This is a genomic window from Pseudooceanicola spongiae (genome assembly GCF_014899185.1).
In the GTDB taxonomy this organism is placed as follows: Bacteria; Pseudomonadota; Alphaproteobacteria; order Rhodobacterales; family Rhodobacteraceae; genus Pseudooceanicola; species Pseudooceanicola spongiae.
In genome coordinates this window covers 3,100,432-3,118,812 of record NZ_CP045201.1, presented here as the reverse complement: position 1 = coordinate 3,118,812, position 18,381 = coordinate 3,100,432, and the positions used below count along the sequence as shown (strand labels likewise).

At 62.6% G+C, this 18,381-nt stretch carries 16 protein-coding genes; 11 read left to right on the top strand and 5 right to left on the bottom strand.

The annotated features are described in order from the left end of the window. Positions 1-62 precede the first annotated feature (62 nt). The gene (glgX, locus tag F3W81_RS14705; RefSeq protein WP_193083906.1) at positions 63-2,117 is read left to right on the top strand and encodes a glycogen debranching protein GlgX; all 2,055 of its coding nucleotides are present in this window, start codon (positions 63-65) and stop codon (positions 2,115-2,117) included. A gap of 185 nt (positions 2,118-2,302) precedes the next feature. Beyond that, on the top strand, positions 2,303-4,066 hold the full coding sequence (locus F3W81_RS14700) for an ABC transporter ATP-binding protein (RefSeq protein WP_193079876.1): 1,764 nt from the start codon (positions 2,303-2,305) through the stop codon (positions 4,064-4,066). Between the two features lie 127 nt (positions 4,067-4,193). On the opposite strand, the gene F3W81_RS14695 is transcribed toward F3W81_RS14700, so the two are convergent. Next, positions 4,194-4,667, bottom strand: a complete 474-nt coding sequence (locus F3W81_RS14695) for a MarR family winged helix-turn-helix transcriptional regulator (protein ID WP_193079875.1) — start codon at positions 4,665-4,667, stop codon at positions 4,194-4,196. Positions 4,668-4,770: 103 nt separating this feature from the next. Next, complete coding sequence (locus F3W81_RS14690) at positions 4,771-5,958, bottom strand: LysR family transcriptional regulator (protein ID WP_193079874.1); 1,188 nt, start codon at positions 5,956-5,958, stop codon at positions 4,771-4,773. Positions 5,959-6,152: 194 nt separating this feature from the next. On the opposite strand from F3W81_RS14690, the gene F3W81_RS14685 reads away from it, so the two are divergent. The 6 genes from F3W81_RS14685 (at position 6,153) to F3W81_RS14660 (ending at position 11,478) form a co-directional block, all read left to right on the top strand. Beyond that, entirely contained in the window at positions 6,153-6,884 is a 732-nt protein-coding gene (locus tag F3W81_RS14685; RefSeq protein WP_193079873.1) for a PIG-L deacetylase family protein, read from the top strand. 12 nt (positions 6,885-6,896) lie between these two features. After that, positions 6,897-7,850, top strand: coding sequence for a VOC family protein (locus tag F3W81_RS14680; RefSeq protein ID WP_193079872.1), 954 nt, complete (start codon positions 6,897-6,899; stop codon positions 7,848-7,850). Positions 7,851-7,901: 51 nt separating this feature from the next. After that, positions 7,902-8,573 (top strand): 4-carboxy-4-hydroxy-2-oxoadipate aldolase/oxaloacetate decarboxylase, encoded by a 672-nt coding sequence (locus tag F3W81_RS14675; protein ID WP_193079871.1) that lies wholly within the window; start codon positions 7,902-7,904, stop codon positions 8,571-8,573. Positions 8,574-8,586: 13 nt separating this feature from the next. Beyond that, positions 8,587-9,645: a 4-oxalomesaconate tautomerase gene (locus tag F3W81_RS14670; protein WP_193079870.1), complete on the top strand. Its 1,059-nt coding sequence runs from the start codon at positions 8,587-8,589 to the stop codon at positions 9,643-9,645. A gap of 69 nt (positions 9,646-9,714) precedes the next feature. Then, on the top strand, positions 9,715-10,683 hold the full coding sequence (locus tag F3W81_RS14665) for a D-2-hydroxyacid dehydrogenase family protein (RefSeq protein ID WP_193079869.1): 969 nt from the start codon (positions 9,715-9,717) through the stop codon (positions 10,681-10,683). Positions 10,684-10,722: 39 nt separating this feature from the next. Next, on the top strand, positions 10,723-11,478 hold the full coding sequence (locus tag F3W81_RS14660) for a sulfite exporter TauE/SafE family protein (protein ID WP_193079868.1): 756 nt from the start codon (positions 10,723-10,725) through the stop codon (positions 11,476-11,478). Here the strand turns inward: F3W81_RS14660 and F3W81_RS14655 are convergent. From F3W81_RS14655 to F3W81_RS14645, 3 genes are all read right to left on the bottom strand, one after another. Further along, on the bottom strand, positions 11,475-12,476 hold the full coding sequence (locus tag F3W81_RS14655; RefSeq protein ID WP_193079867.1) for an Ldh family oxidoreductase: 1,002 nt from the start codon (positions 12,474-12,476) through the stop codon (positions 11,475-11,477). The genes F3W81_RS14660 and F3W81_RS14655 overlap by 4 nt on opposite strands. A 177-nt stretch (positions 12,477-12,653) precedes the next feature. After that, positions 12,654-13,844, bottom strand: a complete 1,191-nt coding sequence (gene lhgO / locus F3W81_RS14650) for an L-2-hydroxyglutarate oxidase (RefSeq protein WP_193079866.1) — start codon at positions 13,842-13,844, stop codon at positions 12,654-12,656. 124 nt (positions 13,845-13,968) lie between these two features. Next, positions 13,969-15,393: an alanine/glycine:cation symporter family protein gene (locus tag F3W81_RS14645; protein ID WP_193079865.1), complete on the bottom strand. Its 1,425-nt coding sequence runs from the start codon at positions 15,391-15,393 to the stop codon at positions 13,969-13,971. Between the two features lie 260 nt (positions 15,394-15,653). Here F3W81_RS14645 and F3W81_RS14640 point away from each other — a divergent pair, with 260 nt between their 5' ends. The 3 genes from F3W81_RS14640 (at position 15,654) to folD (ending at position 18,349) form a co-directional block, all read left to right on the top strand. Beyond that, positions 15,654-15,959, top strand: a complete 306-nt coding sequence (locus F3W81_RS14640) for an antibiotic biosynthesis monooxygenase family protein (protein WP_193079864.1) — start codon at positions 15,654-15,656, stop codon at positions 15,957-15,959. Positions 15,960-16,085: 126 nt separating this feature from the next. Continuing rightward, the gene (locus F3W81_RS14635) at positions 16,086-17,291 is read left to right on the top strand and encodes a CaiB/BaiF CoA transferase family protein (protein WP_193079863.1); all 1,206 of its coding nucleotides are present in this window, start codon (positions 16,086-16,088) and stop codon (positions 17,289-17,291) included. A 155-nt stretch (positions 17,292-17,446) separates the two neighbouring features. Then, positions 17,447-18,349: a bifunctional methylenetetrahydrofolate dehydrogenase/methenyltetrahydrofolate cyclohydrolase FolD gene (folD, locus tag F3W81_RS14630; protein WP_193079862.1), complete on the top strand. Its 903-nt coding sequence runs from the start codon at positions 17,447-17,449 to the stop codon at positions 18,347-18,349. Positions 18,350-18,381 lie beyond the last annotated feature (32 nt).

Below are 18,381 nucleotides of genomic sequence, written 5' to 3'. Positions count from 1 at the left end.
GCAGCCGGGATATTCCCAACAAGCTGCCGCACCATGGCCTGTCTGCTGGCCGGCCCGACCCGATGGGGGCCACATGGGATGGGCAGGGCGTGAACTTCGCCGTCTTCTCGGGGGAGGCGCATGGGATCGACCTGTGCCTGTTCTCGACCGACGGGCGGCGTGAGCTGGCGCGCATTCCGCTGCGCGAACGCGACGGGGATATCTGGCATGTCTATGTGGCAGGGCTGTCGCCGGGCAGCCTGTACGGCTACCGAGCGCGCGGGCCGCATGAGCCTGAGCAAGGCTTGCGCTTTAACCACAATAAGCTGCTGCTGGACCCCTATGCGCGCAAGATCACGGGGCGGTTCCGGTGGTCGGATGCTCTGCTTGGCTATCGCCCCGGCACTGCGCGCACCGATCTGGGGTTCGATTCCCGCGACAGCGCGTTCGCGATGCCCAAGGCTGAGGTGGTGGACGTCAATTTTCCGTGGGGCAATGACAGGCGGCCGAACCATCGCCGGTCGCTCTCGGTACACTACGAGACGCATGTGAAGGGGATGACGGCGGGCCACCCCGGCGTCGATCCGCGCAAACGCGGCAGTTTCCTTGGCATGGCTTCGGCGCCCGTGCTGGATCACCTCGACAAGATCGGCGTTACCACTGTGCAGCTTATGCCGGTACAGGCGCATCTGTCCGAGCGGTTTCTGGTGGAGAAGGGGCTATCGAACTTCTGGGGCTATCAGACCATCGGCTTTTTCGCGCCTGATCCGAGGTTCATGAGCGGAGGCGACATCTGGGAATTCCAGACCATGGTACGCCGGTTCCACAGCGCCGGGATCGAGGTCATCCTCGACGTGGTCTACAACCATACTGCCGAGGGCAACCAGCTTGGCCCGACGCTGAGCTTCCGAGGGCTGGACAACCGCGCTTACTACAGGCTGGCCGAGGATCCCCGCTACTATATCGACGACACCGGCTGCGGCAACACCATGAACCTTGGGCACCCGGCGGTGCTGCGCATGGTCATGGACAGCCTGCGCTACTGGGTCGAGGTGATGCATGTGGATGGCTTCCGCTTTGATCTGGCGACGTCCCTGGCGCGTGGGCCTGCGGGCTTTGATGCGCGAGGCGGATTTATATCGGCGATCAAGCAGGATCCGGTGTTGCGCAACGTCAAACTTGTAGCCGAACCCTGGGATCTTGGGCCCGGCGGGTATCAGCTGGGGGCCTGGCCGCATCCGTTTATGGAGCTGAATGACCGCTACCGCGATGATGTGCGCCGGTTCTGGAAGGGTGATGAAGGGGTGACCTCAAGTATCGCCGGGCGTCTGATGGGCTCTGCCGACATGTTCGATCACGACGGTCGCGCGGCCACGGCCTCAGTCAACTTTCTGGCGTCGCACGACGGGTTCACGCTGGAAGATATCGTCAGCTATTCCGCCAAGCGCAACTGGGGGAACGGCGAGGAAAATCGCGACGGGCATGAGCCCAACCACTCCGATGGCTTGGGCGCCGAAGGGCCGACGCTGGACCCCGATATTCTGGCGGCACGCGCCCGGCGCAAGCGCAACATGCTGGCGACGCTGTTCCTTAGTCAGGGTACACCGATGATGCTGGCGGGGGACGAGATCGGCAACAGCCAGGGCGGCAACAACAATGCCTATGCTCAGGACAATGCCACCGCCTGGGTCAACTGGGATCGCCCGGATCATGACCTTGCAGATTTCGTGGCCTGGCTGGCCCGGATGCGGCGCGATCACCCGGTCTTGCGGCAGAGGCTGTTCCTGCATTCCAAGCCACGACATCGCGATGGCATTCCCGATCTCTCCTGGCGGCGCTCTGACGGAGAGCCGCCAACAACCGAGGACTGGCATGATCCGAATTTCCGCTGCCTCTGTGTCGAGATCCGCGCCGCTTCGGCGACGCCCGGCTATTCGATGAGCGACGATGTGCTGTTTGCGGTGATCAATGGTGGCGGTGATTGCACCGTGCAACTGCCGGACCCGCCGGGTCGGCGCCGCTGGCGGCGCATCATGGACACGACGGCGGCGCGCCAGACCACGGTTTTTCTGGTTCCCGGCAGAACCGAAGTGGCCGTGGCCGCAGAAACCGTCGTGGTCTTTGACGCCGCACCCTAAGCGTTGGCCCTGCTAGGATCATTCTTCTGGCCCTAAAAATCTGCCCGGCGCGCTATTAGATAGCGATCAGGCCGCCAGACCCGCCCCGGACCGTGACGTCCGGTGGCGGGCGCAGCCCTGTTGCGCTGGAACTTCACCAGCTCAGCGTGTACTTAGGCCGCGAAATATCAGATCGAGAGATGCTCATGCTTGCAAAGTTGTTTCCCGGCATTCAGGAGAAGTTGCTCTACCGGCTTCTGAGCGAAAACTATCAGGCTCAGGCAAAGTGGTACGCACTTGCCATCATGTCGATGTTCTTTGTTGCAGGGACGACTGCGGCTTCGGCCTGGATCATGAAGGATATCGTGCAGTCCCTGTCTCCGGACGAGCCGACGTATCGGGTCTACGCTGTGGCTATGGCCGTTGCGGGTATCTTCGCGATCAAGGGGATTGCTGGGTATCTTCAGGCGGTTTTCCTGAGCATCGCCGGCAACCGCATCATCGCCTCGCAGCAGATCAAGATGTTCGACCGGCTGATCCAGCAGGGCGTGGCCTATTTCGGGGCGAAAAGTTCCTCCGACACGCTTGTCAGTCTGACGCAGGCGTCACAGGCTGCCCGTGCGGTTCTGGACACCGTGCTTTTGTCCTTTGTGCGTGACCTCTTTACGCTGATCGGCCTCGCGTACGTGATGTTTGCGCAACAGCCTCTGCTGTCGGCCGTGACCATCGTGACCATTCCGATCGCGCTGTTCGGCATCCGAAGCCTTGTTTCCAGGGTGCGCACCATCGTCACGCGCGAGATGGTCTCCTTGGGGGCGATCATCAAGGTCGCAACCGAGACGTCGGTGGGCATCCGGGTGATCAAGGCCTTCGCACTGGAAGATCACATGGCTGCCCGCATGAACGAGGCCGTCACCCGTGTCGAGCGGATGTCGAACTCTATCTCGCGCCTGCAAGCGGCGACGATGCCCATGATGGACGTTCTCTCGGGACTGGCCATTGCTGCGATCCTCGCGCTGAGCGCGACAACGATTTTCGGCGAGCGCATTGTGACCTCGCAGGGGCAGCTGCTGTCTTTCCTGACAGCTTTGATCATGGCCTATGACCCTGCGCGCCGGCTTGCCTCGATGCGTATCGGGATCGAGACCGGGCTGGTCGGGGTCAAGATGATGTATGATCTTCTGGATCACCCGATCACCATGGTGGAAACGCCGGGGGCAAAACCCCTGCCGGCAGGGCCTAGGAAAGTGGCCTTCCGCGATGTCTCCTTCAACTACGAAGGCCAGGGCGAGATTGTTCTCAAGACGCTGAACCTGGAATTCGCTGCGGGCAAGACCACGGCACTTGTCGGTCCTTCGGGGAGCGGCAAATCCACGATCCTGAACCTGTCAATGCGCCTCTATGATCCGACCGAAGGCCAGGTGGAAATTGACGGGGCGAATATCCGCGATGTGACCTTCGCGTCTTTGCGCGAAAACATGGCCTTTGTGGGGCAGGACACATTCCTGTTCGCGGGCAGCGTCAAGCATAACATCGGCCTTGGCCGCGACGGTGCCACTGATGACGAGATCATTGCGGCGGCCAAGGCTGCTAACGCGCATGAGTTCATCAGCAAGCTTCCCGGTGGCTATGACTGCGACGTCGGCGAAAATGGCGGCAACCTGTCGGGTGGGCAACGTCAGCGGCTGTCGATCGCCCGCGCCATCCTGCGTGATGCTCCGATCCTGCTGCTGGACGAAGCCACCAGCGCTTTGGACGCGGAATCCGAGGCCGAGATCCAGAAAGCTCTGCACGATCTGTCCAAGGGCCGCACGACCATCGTCATCGCGCACCGGCTGTCATCGGTCATGCGCGCGGATGAAATTCTGGTGGTGAAGGATGGTGAGGTCGTCGAACGTGGCAGTCCTGCCGAGTTGCTGAAGAACGAGAACTTCTTCAAACGCTCCTACGATCTGCAGTACGATATGTAACTGATTGCGGCAGTGCGCTCGACGTGGGGCGGGCTGCTGGATGGGGCCTGTCGCTGTCTTGGCAGGCCCACTGGATTTTGAGAGCATCCAGAAGAGAGCGGCTTATGCCTGCGGTCCGCGCAGCAGTCTATTCGAAGCCGAGCAATTTTCGCAGCAGGATCTTGAGCTTGGCGGCTTCTTCGGGATCAAGTCGCTCGATCACCTGCGCTTGCAGGGTTGGATTCCTAGATAGCCCTTCTTCCAGAACGCTCAGACCGATAGCGGTCAGGCGCACTGCGATCGAACGACCATCCGCCTTGGATGCGATGCGCTCGATCAGTTGCTTCCGCTCCATTCTGCGTAGCGTATCGCTCACGGTATTCACGTCCAGCGCGACGATATCCCCGATCACTTTCTGAGAGGCCCCGGGGTTCTGGGCAATCGCGACAAGCAGAACCATTTGGCGGGATGTTAAGCCCATTTCCCCGAAAGTGCTGCTGAAAAGAAACTCATTTCTAAAATGCGCCCGCCTCAATAGATGAGTCAAAGTGTCAAGAATAGCGACGTCCTTGATTGCGCTGGAAATATCTGCATCTAAGGCGGAGCGGTTTTCTGTTGGCACCAGGATTTCTTTCGTAGTGAACTTACATTAATATTTCTGAATACCTTTTAAATCAGTCATGCGACAAGTCCTTAAATTGCCCGTCATGAATAATACGCAAGGTTCAATCTTCCGCTGGGGAGGGCGTTTTTAGATTTACTGAAATCTTGATTTCATCAATCAGAATTTTTTGCGCAATCGTTGGAATCCAGTCCAGGCGGGTTGTAATGCCAATCGGTCGCTGTGTTCCGCTCAGATCAATCCGCAGGGGCACCATAAGACCCAATTCGATTTCCGCAGCTGCCTGAAGGCGTGAAATGAAGCCGATGTGATCTGACTGTCGGAGCAGCTGCCGCATCAGGATCATCGACCCGGTTTCCACGATACTTTGCGGCATTGGCCGACTGGCGAACAGCTGATCGAAGATGCCTCTCGACGGAGTACCTTTGCGGGCCAAAATCCAAGGGAAATCCGCCGTTTGCTCCAGTGTTGGCTGGGCCTCGGCCAGCAGTGGATGACCGGGGCCCGCGACGAGGATCAGGTCATCCTCAAACAGCATCTCCTGCACCACGTCTCCAATCGGCAGGGGGTCGCGCAGGGCACCGATCAGGACGTCGATCTCGCCTCTGCGCAGGCCCGCCAGCAGATCATCGTAGGGGCCTTCGTCGACCCGTATCAAGACCGATGGGCGGCTCTCGCGAAAGGCGATGATGGCTTGCGACAGCATGAAAGACCGCGAAAGCGGCATCGCCCCGACGACGATCTGGCCGACCTCGCTACCGGCGATTTCGGCCAGGTCCATCTCCGCCTGATCCAGCTCGGCGAAGGCGAGCTGGGCGGCCTCAGCCAGCAAGCGGCAGGCACGTGTGCCGCGGATCCCCATAGCCGTCCGTTCAAAGAGGGGCTTGTCCGCCTCAGCCTCCAATCGGGTGACGGCGCGATGAACCGTGGGCTGGGACAGTCCCAGTTTGCCAGCCGCCAGTGTGAAGTTCTCAAGCTCCCGCACCGCGATCAGGGCTTGCAGCTGAGACGCCGTTGCGGTGGCCGCAAGACGGGGTGAAATCGGGGCCGTAGCCTGGTCAATGCGCTCCAGCGCGCGCCTTACCCGCCGTGCAAGAGCCTGTCCCGCGTCGGTGACGAACAAGCCCTGGGCCTTGTGCTGAAACAGGGGCGCAGCGAAACCCGCTTCAAGTTTTGCAATCGCCTGTGTGACCGCAGGCTGCGAAAGGTGGCACTCTTCAGCGGCGCGAGACACCGAGGCATGATGGACCACAGCGAGAAAGACCCTCAGGTGACGCAGGTTCCATTTCATCCATGCTGCCCTCTCATGTACTTGGGTTTGTGCAAAACTTATGGATTTTGGGTCAATCAAGATTGTTCGCAGTATCTTATCAGACCTTACTGAGACTATACTATAGCACTAACTTATAGCTATGCACGGCGTTCAAATTTGGCATCTGCCTGTTTTGGGCGCACTCTGCGACGACATTCGTAGGGAGATCTCTGATGAGCTCAAAACCGACCGTGCTGGTGATCAGCGCCCATGCTGCTGATTTCGTCTGGCGTTGCGGGGGGGCGATCGCCTCGCACGCCGAGCAGGGATATGACGTGACTGTCGCCTGCCTGTCCTTCGGCGAACGTGGCGAAAGCGCGCGCCTCTGGAAAGAGGGCAAGTCGCTGCAGGAGGTCAAGGATATCCGCCGGAAAGAAGCCGAAACCGCCGCCGAGGCGCTTGGGGTGCACGCGCTGGAATGCTTCGATCTTGGGGACTATCCGCTGCATCTGGAGAAGGAGGACAAGTACCGCCTGGTCGATCTGATCCGCAAGGTTCAGCCGAAATTCATGATGAGCCACAGCCAGTATGACCCTTATAACACCGACCACATGTACATGACCCAAGTGACGCTTGAGGCGAGGATGATCGCCCAGGCCTGGGGTCATAATCCGGGGGAAAAGGTGCTGGGCGCGCCGCAGCTCTACCTGTTTGAGCCGCACCAGACCGAGCAGATGGGCTGGAAGCCTGATACCTTCCTCGACATCACGTCCGTCTGGGACAAGAAGCGTGCCGCGATGGAATGTATGCAGGGCCAGGTGCATCTGTGGGACTACTATACCCGCGTCGCCCAGCAGCGTGCCAACCACTTCAAGCGCAACTCCGGTGGTCAGTCCGGTGGGCGGGATTGTCAGTATGCGGAAGGCTTCCAGTCAGTGTTTCCGCGCACGGTCGATACGCTCTGAACGGAGTCACCCATGTCCGATTTTGACGATCTGGCGCATCTCGGCCATGTCGAGATGCTGACCAACAAGTTCGACGAAAGCCTTGATTTCTTTACCCGGATCTATGGTCTGACGATCAGCGGGCAGGACGAAGGCTCGGCCTATCTTCGGGCGTGGGACGACTATGAATTCTGCACGCTGAAGCTGACCCGATCGGAGACGACCGGGGTGGGCCACATCGGGTATCGCGCAGCATCGCAGGCGGCGCTGGAGCGGCGCGTTGCGGCGATCAAGGCGAGTGGGTTCAAGGTGATCGGCTGGGTTGAGGGTGACCAGAGCCATGGCCGCGCCTTCCGGTTCGAGGATCCCTTTGGCCATACGTTCGAGATCTATTTCGACACGGTGAAATACCGCCATGGCACCGCCGACAAGCCTGCGCTGAAGAACAACGCCAGCCGCTTTCACCATACGGGCGCCGCACCACGCCGCCTTGATCACCTGAACCTGCTGTCTTCGGATGTGGCCGAGTTCCGCCGCTTCATGGAGGTCTGTCTTGGCGCGAAGGTGACCGAGATGATCCAGCTGGACAACGGGCGCATCGGGGGCTGCTGGTTCACCGTCAACAACAAGGGTTATGACCTCGCCTGCACCGAGGAGCATGGCGGCGGGCAGGGCCGGTTCCACCATGTCACCTACGCTGCCGATCAGCGCGAGGATATCCTGCGCGCCGCCGACATCTTCCTTGAAAACGGCGTGCATATCGAGACGGGGCCGCACAAACACGCGATCCAGAATACCTTTTTCCTCTACGTCTGGGAGCCTGCGGGCAACCGTGTCGAGATCGCCAATGCGGGGGCGCGGCTGATCCTCGACCCGGACTGTCAGCCCGTGATCTGGACCGAGGCCGACCGCAAGAAGGGTCAGGCCTGGGGGCTGAAAACCATCGAGACGTTCCACACCCACGGCACTCCGCCGGTCGAAGCGTGACCTTTGCCGCGCCGCTTATCCGGCGCGATGTCTAGTCAGAAGGAGGCCCAGATGGCCGTTGTCGTACAGAATATCCAGCGCGCCGATCCGGCGATTATTGAGGCGCTCGGGCGTGCCGGTGTCGCCACGGTGCACGAATCGCAAGGTCGCAAGGGCCTGCTGCACAGCTACATGCGTCCGATCTACGCCGGGGCGATGGTTGCTGGCAGCGCCGTGACCATCTCTGCCGCGCCGGGGGACAACTGGATGCTGCACGTCGCGATCGAGCAGTTGCAGGAGGGGGATATCCTCGTCCTCGCCCCGACCTCGCCCTGCGAGGATGGCTATTTCGGCGATCTGCTGGCGACCTCGGCCATGGCGCGGGGCTGCAAGGGGCTGGTGATCGACGCCGGTGTGCGTGACACGCGGGACCTGACCCAGATGGGCTTTCCTGTCTGGTCCAAGGCCATCTTCGCACAAGGTACCGTCAAGGAGACCCTTGGCTCGGTGAACATCCCCATCGTCTGCGCCGGTGCTGCGATCGAGGCTGGCGATATCATCTGTGCCGATGATGACGGCGTCTGCGTGGTCAAGCGTGATGAGGCCGAAGAGGTGCTTCGGGCTGTCGAAAAACGCCTCGCGGCGGAGGAGGCCAAAAGGCTGCGTCTGGCGGCGGGTGAACTTGGCCTCGATATCTACGACATGCGGCCACGGCTCGCGGCCAAGGGTCTGAAATACATCTGACAGGAGCAGGACAATGAGCGACGGTATTCCCTGCATCTGGATGCGCGGCGGCACCTCGAAGGGTGCGTACTTTCTTGCCAGTGATCTGCCGGGCGATGTGGCGGCGCGCGATGCCGTCTTGCTCAGCGTGATGGGCAGCCCTGATCCACGACAGATCGACGGGATTGGCGGGGCGGGTCCGCTGACCTCTAAGGTGGCGGTGCTGTCGCCCTCGTCGCGCAAAGATGCCGATGTCGACTACCTGTTCCTGCAGGTTTTCGTCGATCAGGCCGTTGTCACCGATGCTCAAGCCTGCGGCAATATCCTGGCTGGCGTCGGCCCCGCCGCGATCGAACGTGGTCTCGTCGCGGCCTCCGGTGACCTGACAGAGGTTCGCATTCACATGCTGAACACCGGCGAAGTCGCAGTGGCCAAGGTGCAGACTCCCGGCGGCAAGGTCACCTACAAGGGCGAGGCGATGATCGACGGCGTGCCGGGGGGGCACGCGCCGATTCCGCTGATGTTCACCAATATTGCAGGCTCGATGACCGGCGGCGGGGTGATGCTGCCAACGGGGAACGCGGTCGATGTGATCGACGGGGTGGAGTGCACGCTGATCGACAACGGGATGCCTTGCGTGATCCTGCGGGCCTCCGATCTTGGGGCGACGGGGCATGAAACCCGCGAGGAAATGGAGGCAAATGCCCCGCTTAAAGCGCGGTTGGAGGCGATCCGTCTGCAGGCCGGTCCGTTGATGAACCTCGGCGATGTCACCGACAAATCGGTGCCGAAGATGACTTTGATCTCCGCGCCAAGCGAAGGGGGCAGCCTGTCGACGCGCAGTTTCATCCCGCACCGTTGCCACGCCAGTATCGGCGTCTTCGCGGCGGTGACCGTGGCCAGCGCCTGCCTGATCAAGGGCAGCGCGGCGGCAGATCTGGCTGTGTTGCCCGGCGACGGCCGCTTTTCCATCGAACACCCATCAGGAGCCGCTGAGGTTTTGATCGAAACCGATGACACAGGCAGGATCATTGCCGCCGGGACGTTGCGCACCGCTCGAAAATTGTTCGAAGGGTTGGTCTTTCCGCGCTAGGTTGTCTGTCAGGGTCCGCGCGCTAACTGGCGTGCAGGACAGGGGCTGATCCGTAGAAAGAGGCCGCGCGTGCAGGTTCATATACTCGACGATTGGTTCGACACGCTGCGGCAATTGCCCAGCTTTCAGATGCTTGATGAGCATGAGGTGACGGTCTGGACGGACCACAGCGAAGACCTCGATACCCTCGCGGAGCGGCTGAAGGACGCCGAGGCGCTGGTTCTGTTCCGTGAACGGACCCATATCACTGCGCCCCTCTTGCAGCGGCTGCCGCACCTGAAACTGATCAGCCAGCGCGGCGTCTATCCGCATGTCGATGTGGACGCCTGCAGCGCTAATGGCGTCATGCTGTGTTCGCGCACCAGTGGCGATACGCCCCCCAATGCCGCCGCTGAGCTGACCTTTGCCCTACTCCTCGCAGCGGCGCGGCAACTTCCGCAGCAGATGCAGAGCCTGCGCGCCGGACACTGGCAGATGGGCGTCGGGCAGACCCTGTCGGGGCGGCGTCTTGGCCTTTATGGCTATGGGCGGATCGGCAAACAGGTGGCGCAATATGCCAGTGCCTTCGGCATGAAGGTCTGGTGGTGGGCCAGTGACGCCGGGCGCGACCGGGCGCTGGCGGATGGGGCCGAGGTGGCCCCCAGCCGCGCTGCCTTCTTCGCCGAGAGTGATTTCGTCAGCCTGCACGTGCGCCTGACGGCGAGCACGCGCGGGTTGGTCAGCGCCACGGATCTGATGCGGATGAAGGCCTCGGCCGGTTTCATCAACACCTCGCGGGCGGGGCTGGTCGAAGAAGGTGCGTTGGAACAGGCACTTGCGGCTGGGCGGCCCGGCACACTCGCGCTCGACGTGTTCGACAGGGAGCCGCTGACGGACACCCGTGATCCGGTGATCAACCACCCCAATGTCATCTGCACGCCCCATATCGGCTACGTCACCGAAGACGAGCTGAACCTGCAGTTCACCGATATCTACGACCAGATCCGCGCCTTTGCGGCGGGTGAGCCGATCCATGTGATCAATCCGGTCCGTGAATGATGCCTTGAGACGGTGTCGCAAATCGAGACATTGAGCGCCATGGACAGCTTTTCCACGTTTCTTTTCAACGGGCTGGAGCCGCATATCGCGCTGTTTCTGGCGGCGGTGAGCTTTTTTGGCTCCTTCATCACCGTCGCACTCGGCATCGGGGGCGGGGCGCTGTTGCTGGCGATCATGGCAAGCCTGGTGCCGCCTCTGGCGCTGATCCCTATCCATGGGGTAATTCAGTTCGGATCGAACTTCTTCCGGGCCGTTATCCTGATCCGGCATGTCTACTGGAAGCCGTTTCTGGCCTTCGCGATCGGCGCCGGGATCGGCGTCGCGATGGGTGGGTCGGTTGTGGTCAACCTGCCGCCAGCGGTGGTGCAATTGGGTGTCGGTCTGTTCGTGATCTGGAGCGTTCTGGCAAAGCCGCCGAAGTGGCTGGCGGCCTGGCCCGCGTTGACCGGATGGCTGTCGAGCTTTCTGTCCATGTTCTTCGGAGCAACCGGACTTTTCGTGGCGAATTTCACCAAATCGCTTGAGCTGCCACGCCAGAAACACGTGGCAACTCATGCGGTTATGATGACCCTCCAGCATGTGCTGAAGACCATCGCGTTTGGCACGCTTGGCTTTGCCTTCGGGCCATGGGCGGGGTTCATCGCGATGATGATCCTTGCCGGATTCCTGGGCACCGTGGCGGGCCGGCTGCTGCTGGAAAAGATCAGCGACCACAACTTCAAGCGGGCGCTGAACTGGGTGCTGATCCTGATTTCACTGCGGCTGATCTGGACCGGGGTGGCGGCGCTGCTCTAGCGGGCGATCTTGTCGATGGCCTGCAGCAGGGCGTCGTCGACGGGGATGCCCTCGGCGGTGATCTGGCGGCGGATCTCCTGGCGGCGGCGACCGGGCAGGCGGGCGCCCTCCATCCCCTCGATCTCGCCCGCAAGCGCGGCGAAACGGGCGCCTGCGTGGGGGCCGAAAACGCCGGCGTCGATGGCGATCAGGGTCTGGCCGGAGGCGGGCGGGCCACCCTCGGACGTCAGGAAAGGCGTTGTTTCATAAGCGTAATTCGCGTTGGTCAGCCCGGCGCAGAGCATCTCTACCATGATCGCCAGTGCAATCCCCTTGCTGTCGCCCATGGGCAGCATGTTGCCCTTGAGGGCCTCGTGCGGGTTGGTGGTGGGGTTGCCGTCGGCGTCCAGCGCCCAGCCCTCGGGGATGGGTTCATCCTTTTGCGCGGCGGTCATGATTTTGCCGCGCGCGACCTTGGAGAGGGAGATGTCGATGACCACCGGCTCGGCCCCCTCGATAGGGGCGGAAAAGGCGATGGGATCGGTGCCGAAGAGGGGCCGTTCGCCGCCCCAGGGCGCCATGGAGGCCGGGGCATTGGCCATCAGAATGCCGATAATCCCTTGATTTGCAAGCTTTTCTACCGGCACCCCGGCGACGCCGCAATGGTGCGAGCGGTGGATGCCGGCGATGGCGATGCCGTTGGCGCGTGCGGCCCCGGGCAGCCAGTCGAGCGCCAGATCCAGCGCCGGATAGGCAAAACCGTGGGCGGCGTCGATATAGAGCGCGCCGGGGCGGGTTTGCTGGGCCGTGGGGGTGGCGAAACCGTCGACCTTGCCGATCAGTGCCTGATCCGCATAGGCGGGCACGCGACGCAGGCCGTGGCCAAATTGTCCTGCAAGTTCAGCGGCTAAGAGGGCCTCGGCGACGGCCTCGGCATTGGGTTGAGAGGTGCGGCAGCGCAGCAGCGTCTCAATAATCAGCGCGCGGGCATCGGCGAGGGATAGGCGAAGGTCGGTCATGACGGGGCGCTCTGATCAGGGGAGGGTCGGGGCGGAGTTGGCCCATTGGGAGGGGCGAGGTCAAGGCGATAGCGGCAGGCGGGACGGCCCTGAAAACCGCCAGATTCAAACGTCGGTATTGCGTCGGTATCTGAACGGTAACTGAACGGTGCGATTTTGGCCCCCTCAGCACACGTTTCAGGCGGCCAGAACCTTGTCGGCGATCATGTCGCCGATGGGCAGGGCCGAAGTCGCTGCGGGTGAGGGCGCGTTGCAGACGTGCAGCATCCGGGGCGTCGTGCGGAAGACGAAATCGCTCTGCATCGTGCCGTCCTTCATCACCGCCTGGGCACGGATGCCACAGGTCATCGGGGTCAGGTCCGACAGCTCAAGCGCCGGACAGTAGCGGCGGCACTCTTCGAGGTAGCGGGACTTGAAGAGGGAGTTCCCCAGCTCGTTCAGGCCCGGTTTGATGAACTGGCGGATGGTGCGCCAGAAGCCGGGGAAGGCGAGCATGTCGCGCGTGTCGCGCAGGTTGAGCGAGAATTTTGGGTAGCCTTCGCGGGCAAAGCCGAGCATGGCGTTCGGTCCGACACTGACGGTGCCGTCGATCATCGGGGTGAGGTGGGTGCCGAGGAAGGGTAGACCGGGTTCGGGCACCGGATAGATCATGGCGCTGACGACCGTGTTGCGGCGCGGCGTGAGGCGGTAGTATTCGCCGCGAAACGGCACGATCTGCAGGTCGAGGTCGATCCCCGCCATGCGCGCGATGCGGTCCGATTGCAGACCGGCGCAGGCGATGAGCTTGCGCGCCTCGATCACACCGCCCTCGGTGGTGACGGTGACGGTATTGCCGCCCTCGGCAATGGCGCTGGGGTGGGTGGCATAGCGGATTTCAGCGCCTTGGGCGATGATCTCGGCCGCCATGGCGTGCAGCAGGTTGGTGTAGTTCACGATCGCGGCCTCAGGCACGAAGATGCCCTTCAGGCCGGTGATCTCAGGCTCTCGGGCGGTGACCTCAGCACCGGAAATCAGCTCGGCCCGGATGCCGTTTTCCCCGGCGCGGGCGTGCAGGGCGTCAAGGCGGGGCACCTCGTCTGGCCGGGTCGCGACGATCATCTTGCCACGATCCTCATACGGGATGGCGTGCTGCTGGCAGAATTCCTTGGTGCGCGCGGCGCCCTCACGGCAGAGCTTGGCCTTGAAGGAGCCGGGGGCGTAGTAGATGCCGGAATGGATGACGCCGGAGTTATGGCCGGTCTGGTGCTGGCCGAGGGCGGTCTCTTTCTCCAGCAGGATCAGGCTGGCGCCGGGGGTGCGCGACAGCAGCGCGCGGGCCGTGGCAAGGCCGACAATGCCGCCGCCGATGACGCAGTAATCATGGATCATGTGAGGCCCCCTTGGTGTTGGCGCAGGATCGCCCGTGGCGCGGGGCGGTGCAAGGGGGCCATGAAAAAGGGCGCCACGGGGGCGCCCTTTTTTGCGTGGTTTCAGGCGTGGTGACTGGCCGCGCTTACTTAGGCGCGTCGGGCCATGCCGTCGGGTCGGTGTCGAGGTCGGGGAAGGCCTTCGGATCGAAGACCGGCCGCTTCATGCCGGAGTCGAGCTGACTCCGGAAGTCGTTGATCAGCCGCAGCGCGATGGGGAACATCATCATCAGCGCCAACAGGTTGACCACGGCGAGGATGCCCATCATCGGATCGGAGAAGTTGAAGACCGCCGTCGCGCCCGGTGCCACGGCGCCGAGGAAGACGATGCCGATGATCGCGATGCGCAGGATATGCACGGCGATCGGTTTCTTCGTCATGAAGTTCAGCGCGTTTTCCCCGAGGTAGTAATTGTACATGATCGAGGAGAACGAGAAGAGGAAGATTGCCGCCGTCAGGAAGTACTGCGCCCAGGAGCCGACATGGCTGACAAGGCTCTGCTGGGTCAGAACGACACCGTCCACGCCTTCGGCGCCCGGCTGGTAGACATCGCCCAGAAGGATGATGAAGGCCGTGCTGGAGCAGACGATGATGGTGTCGATGAAGACGGAAAAGCTCTGCGTGATGCCCTGGCTGACGGGGTGGCGCACATAGGCGGTCGCCGCGACGTTGGGGGCGGAGCCGAGGCCCGCTTCGTTCGAGAACAGACCACGGCGCAGACCCTGCGCGATGGCCGCACCGACACCGCCGGCGACAGCTTCGCGGAAGCCGAAGGCGTTGGCGACGATATCCCAGATCACGCCGGGCAGGCCGGTGATGTTGAGCAGGATGACGACGACCGCCATACCGAGATAGCCGATGGCCATGACCGGGATCATGACGTCAGCGACCTTGGCGATACGGTGGATGCCGCCGTAGACGATGAGGCCCGTGGCGACGGCGAGGAATGCGCCGGTGTAGAGGCGCGGGATGGACAAGCTGTCAAGCGCCGCGCCGGCCACGGTATTGCCCTGGAAGGCATTGAAACCGATGGCAAAAGAGGCGATCAGGCAGACCGCATAGACCACGGCGAGCCAGCGATAGTTCTGCCCCAGGCCGTAGACGATGGCCTGCGCCGGGCCACCACGATAGGCGCCGCCGTCCTCGGAGCGCTTGAAGGCCTGGGCCAGCGTCGCTTCGACCAGCGCCGAGCACATGCCGATCAGCGCGATCGCCCACATCCAGAACACGGCGCCGGGGCCGCCTGCGGTGATGGCGACTGCGACACCGGCGATATTGCCGCCGCCGACGCGCCCGCCGACCGACACCAGAAGCGCCGCGCGCGCGCTGATCTGGTTGGGGTCGCTATCCGGGCTGCGGCCCAGAACGCGGAACATGCGTTTGAAAAAGCGGAACTGCACGAAGCCGCTGGAGATGGTGAAGAAACAGCCCAGAATGACGAGGAACGGGATCAGCGCCCAGCCCCATGTCAGGTCGTTGATGGCGTTCAGTATCGTGTCGAAGAAGCCCAAGTTTCGTCCCCCTTGTTGATCTTATAATGGCGCGGCGGATGCCGTCTTGCCTGATCATATTTGGCCAAATGAACAAGGCTATGGTGGGGCGATCAGGGGGGCGTGGCAATGCAAGATTCGATTTTCTTGCGGGGGGCTAGGCCGCAGAGCCGTAATTTTACGCGTCTTTTCAGGTGGTTGGCGGGGTAGAATTCTCTGGCAAAGGGCGCTGCGACCTGAAATCGTGACGCCAGTATGAGCCTCAAATCGAAGGAAAACAGATGATCCGTGAAATCGCGCAGCTGGTGATCTACCCCAGCAAGGAGGCCGAGTTTCTGCAGGCCGTGGGCCAGGCCGTTCCGATTTTTCAGGCCGCCGAGGGCTGCCATGGCATGTCGCTGGAACGGGTGATCGAAACGCCCGGCATGTACCGCCTGCATGTCCTCTGGGAGACGCTGGAAGCCCATACTGAAACCTTCCGCAATTCGGACGGGTTTCAGGAGTGGCGCGCGCTGGCGGGGCCGTTCTTTACTCAAGCGCCGAGCGTCGATCACTCGGAGCCAGTCGTGCCGGGGTTCGGCGCGTAAGTCAGCTTCATGCGGTCTGTGCATCAAGCCATGATGATTACTTGTTTCAATCGGGGCTTTTGAGCCGGTAGGTATGAGGCAAGATCATGCCCGCGCGCCGGGCCGAGACCCCGGAAGGACAGGCAGATGCAAGACACGGCCCCCAATCAGACCCCCGCCCCCGAAAGCGCACCCGAAAGCGCCCCTTTGGCGGGCCTGAAGGTGGTCGAACTGGCACGGGTGCTGGCAGGACCCTGGATCGGGCAGACGCTGGCCGATCTGGGGGCCGAGGTCATCAAGGTCGAAAGCCCGGCGGGCGATGACACGCGCCGCTGGGGCCCGCCGTTCATCGAGCGCGACGACGGCAAGGGCGGCGTCGAGACGGTGGCGACCTATTTCCACTCGGCCAACCGGGGTAAGACCAGCATTGTCTGCAATTTCAGTGACAACGCCGATCTGAAGCGGCTGATGGCGCTGATCGACGAGGCCGACGTGGTCATCGAGAACTTCAAGTTCGGCGGGCTGAAGAAATACGGGCTGGATTATGACGCGCTGTCGGCGCGCAATCCCGGTCTGATCTATGCCAGCGTCACCGGCTTCGGGCAGACCGGACCGAGGGCGCGCCAGCCGGGCTATGACTTTCTGATCCAGGGCATGTGCGGGCTGATGGACCTGACAGGCTCGCCCGAGCATGAGCCTGAAAAGGTCGGCATCGCGGTGACGGACATCGTCACGGGCCTCTATGGCATCATCGGCATTCAGGCGGCGCTGATCGAGCGGACGCGCTCGGGCAAGGGCCAGCATGTCGATCTGTCGCTGCTCGATACCGGCGTCGCGCTGCTGAGCAATCAGGGCATGGCGCATCTGATGGGCGGCAAAAATCCGACGCGGGTCGGCAATGCGCATACCAGTATCGTGCCTTATCAGGTGTTTCCGGCCAGCGACGGGCATTTCGTCATCGCCTGTGGCAACGATGGCCAGTTCGCGGCGCTGTGTCAGATGCTGGGAATGGAGGGCGTGGCGCAGGACCCCGATTATGCGACCAACCCGGCGCGCGTGCGGCACCGTGATGTGCTCTGCCCGATGATCGCGGCGCGGACCAGCCTGCGCACGAAGGCGGATCTGATCGCGGCGCTTGAGGCCTCGGGCGTGCCCGGCGGGCCGATCAATACGGTGGCCGAGGCGCTGGCCGAACCGCAGGTCGAGGCGCGCGGCATGAAGATCGCCCCCGAGGGGCTGGCCGGTCTGCGCACGCCGATCGCCTTCTCACGCTCGCCTCTGGTGCTGGACAAGGCGGGGCCGCTGCTGGGCAATGGCACATGGGCGTTCCGGTCGCGGCGCACCGAAGACTGACGCGTTTCGGAAAGATTTGGCGTCTAACGGAACCGTTTGGAGCGGGGACGCCGTTCTTGATGCGAAACAGGTCGGGGTTGAGTGCGCGGCCATCTGTCCCTTGGGGTGAATTTCCGCTACGGCGAGGCCGAACGGAACAGGACGCCGAGGATATCATGACAGCGACACGGATTGACGGGAAAGCATTCGCCGCAACGGTACGGGGCAAGGTTGCCAAGGGCGTGGCCGCGCTGAACACCGCCCATGGCATCACGCCGGGGCTGGCGGTCGTGCTGGTGGGCGAAGATCCCGCGAGCCAGGTCTATGTGCGCAACAAGGGCCTGCAGACGGTCGAGGCAGGCATGGCCTCGTTCGAGCACAAGCTGGACGCCGAGACGCCCGAGGCGGATCTGCTGGCGCTGGTGGCGAAGCTGAACGCCGATCCGGCAGTGCACGGTATCCTCGTGCAGCTGCCGCTGCCCAAACATATCGATGAGGCCAAGGTCTTGTCCGCAATTGATCCGGCCAAGGACGTCGACGGCTTTCACGTGCTCAACGTCGGGTTGCTGGGCACGGGGCAGAAGGCCATGGTGCCCTGCACGCCGCTGGGCTGTCTGATGATGTTGCGCGATCACCTCGGGGATCTGTCGGGGTTGAACGCGGTCGTCGTGGGGCGCAGCAATATCGTCGGCAAGCCGATGGCGCAGCTGCTGCTGGGCGACAGCTGCACGGTGACGATTGCGCATAGTCGCACCAAGGAACTGGCCGAGGTCTGTCGGCGCGCCGATATCCTCGTCGCTGCCGTTGGCCGCCCCGAGATGATCCCCGGCGACTGGATCAAGCCCGGTGCCACGGTGATCGACGTCGGCATCAACCGCATCCCCGCCCCGGAAAAGGGCGAGGGCAAGACGCGTCTGGTCGGCGATGTCGCGTATGACAGCGCGGTGCAGGTGGCGGGTGCGATCACGCCGGTGCCCGGTGGCGTCGGCCCGATGACCATCGCCTGCCTGCTCGCCAATACGCTGACCGCCTGCTGCCGTGCCAATGGCCTGCCCGAACCCGAGGGGCTGACCGCCTGAACTCTTCATTGCCGAAGTGCAAATTAGGAAAC

Excerpts from the sequence above, each read along its gene's own strand:
- glgX (WP_193083906.1), top strand. The coding sequence starts at position 63 with ATGGGGGCCACATGGGATGGGCAGGGCGTGAACTTCGCCGTCTTCTCG.
- F3W81_RS14700 (WP_193079876.1), top strand. The coding sequence starts at position 2,303 with ATGCTTGCAAAGTTGTTTCCCGGCATTCAGGAGAAGTTGCTCTACCGG.
- F3W81_RS14690 (WP_193079874.1), bottom strand. The coding sequence starts at position 5,958 with ATGAAATGGAACCTGCGTCACCTGAGGGTCTTTCTCGCTGTGGTCCAT.
- F3W81_RS14685 (WP_193079873.1), top strand. The coding sequence starts at position 6,153 with ATGAGCTCAAAACCGACCGTGCTGGTGATCAGCGCCCATGCTGCTGAT.
- F3W81_RS14680 (WP_193079872.1), top strand. The coding sequence starts at position 6,897 with ATGTCCGATTTTGACGATCTGGCGCATCTCGGCCATGTCGAGATGCTG.
- F3W81_RS14675 (WP_193079871.1), top strand. The coding sequence starts at position 7,902 with ATGGCCGTTGTCGTACAGAATATCCAGCGCGCCGATCCGGCGATTATT.
- F3W81_RS14670 (WP_193079870.1), top strand. The coding sequence starts at position 8,587 with ATGAGCGACGGTATTCCCTGCATCTGGATGCGCGGCGGCACCTCGAAG.
- F3W81_RS14660 (WP_193079868.1), top strand. The coding sequence starts at position 10,723 with ATGGACAGCTTTTCCACGTTTCTTTTCAACGGGCTGGAGCCGCATATC.
- F3W81_RS14655 (WP_193079867.1), bottom strand. The coding sequence starts at position 12,476 with ATGACCGACCTTCGCCTATCCCTCGCCGATGCCCGCGCGCTGATTATT.
- lhgO (WP_193079866.1), bottom strand. The coding sequence starts at position 13,844 with ATGATCCATGATTACTGCGTCATCGGCGGCGGCATTGTCGGCCTTGCC.
- F3W81_RS14640 (WP_193079864.1), top strand. The coding sequence starts at position 15,654 with ATGATCCGTGAAATCGCGCAGCTGGTGATCTACCCCAGCAAGGAGGCC.
- F3W81_RS14635 (WP_193079863.1), top strand. The coding sequence starts at position 16,086 with ATGCAAGACACGGCCCCCAATCAGACCCCCGCCCCCGAAAGCGCACCC.
- folD (WP_193079862.1), top strand. The coding sequence starts at position 17,447 with ATGACAGCGACACGGATTGACGGGAAAGCATTCGCCGCAACGGTACGG.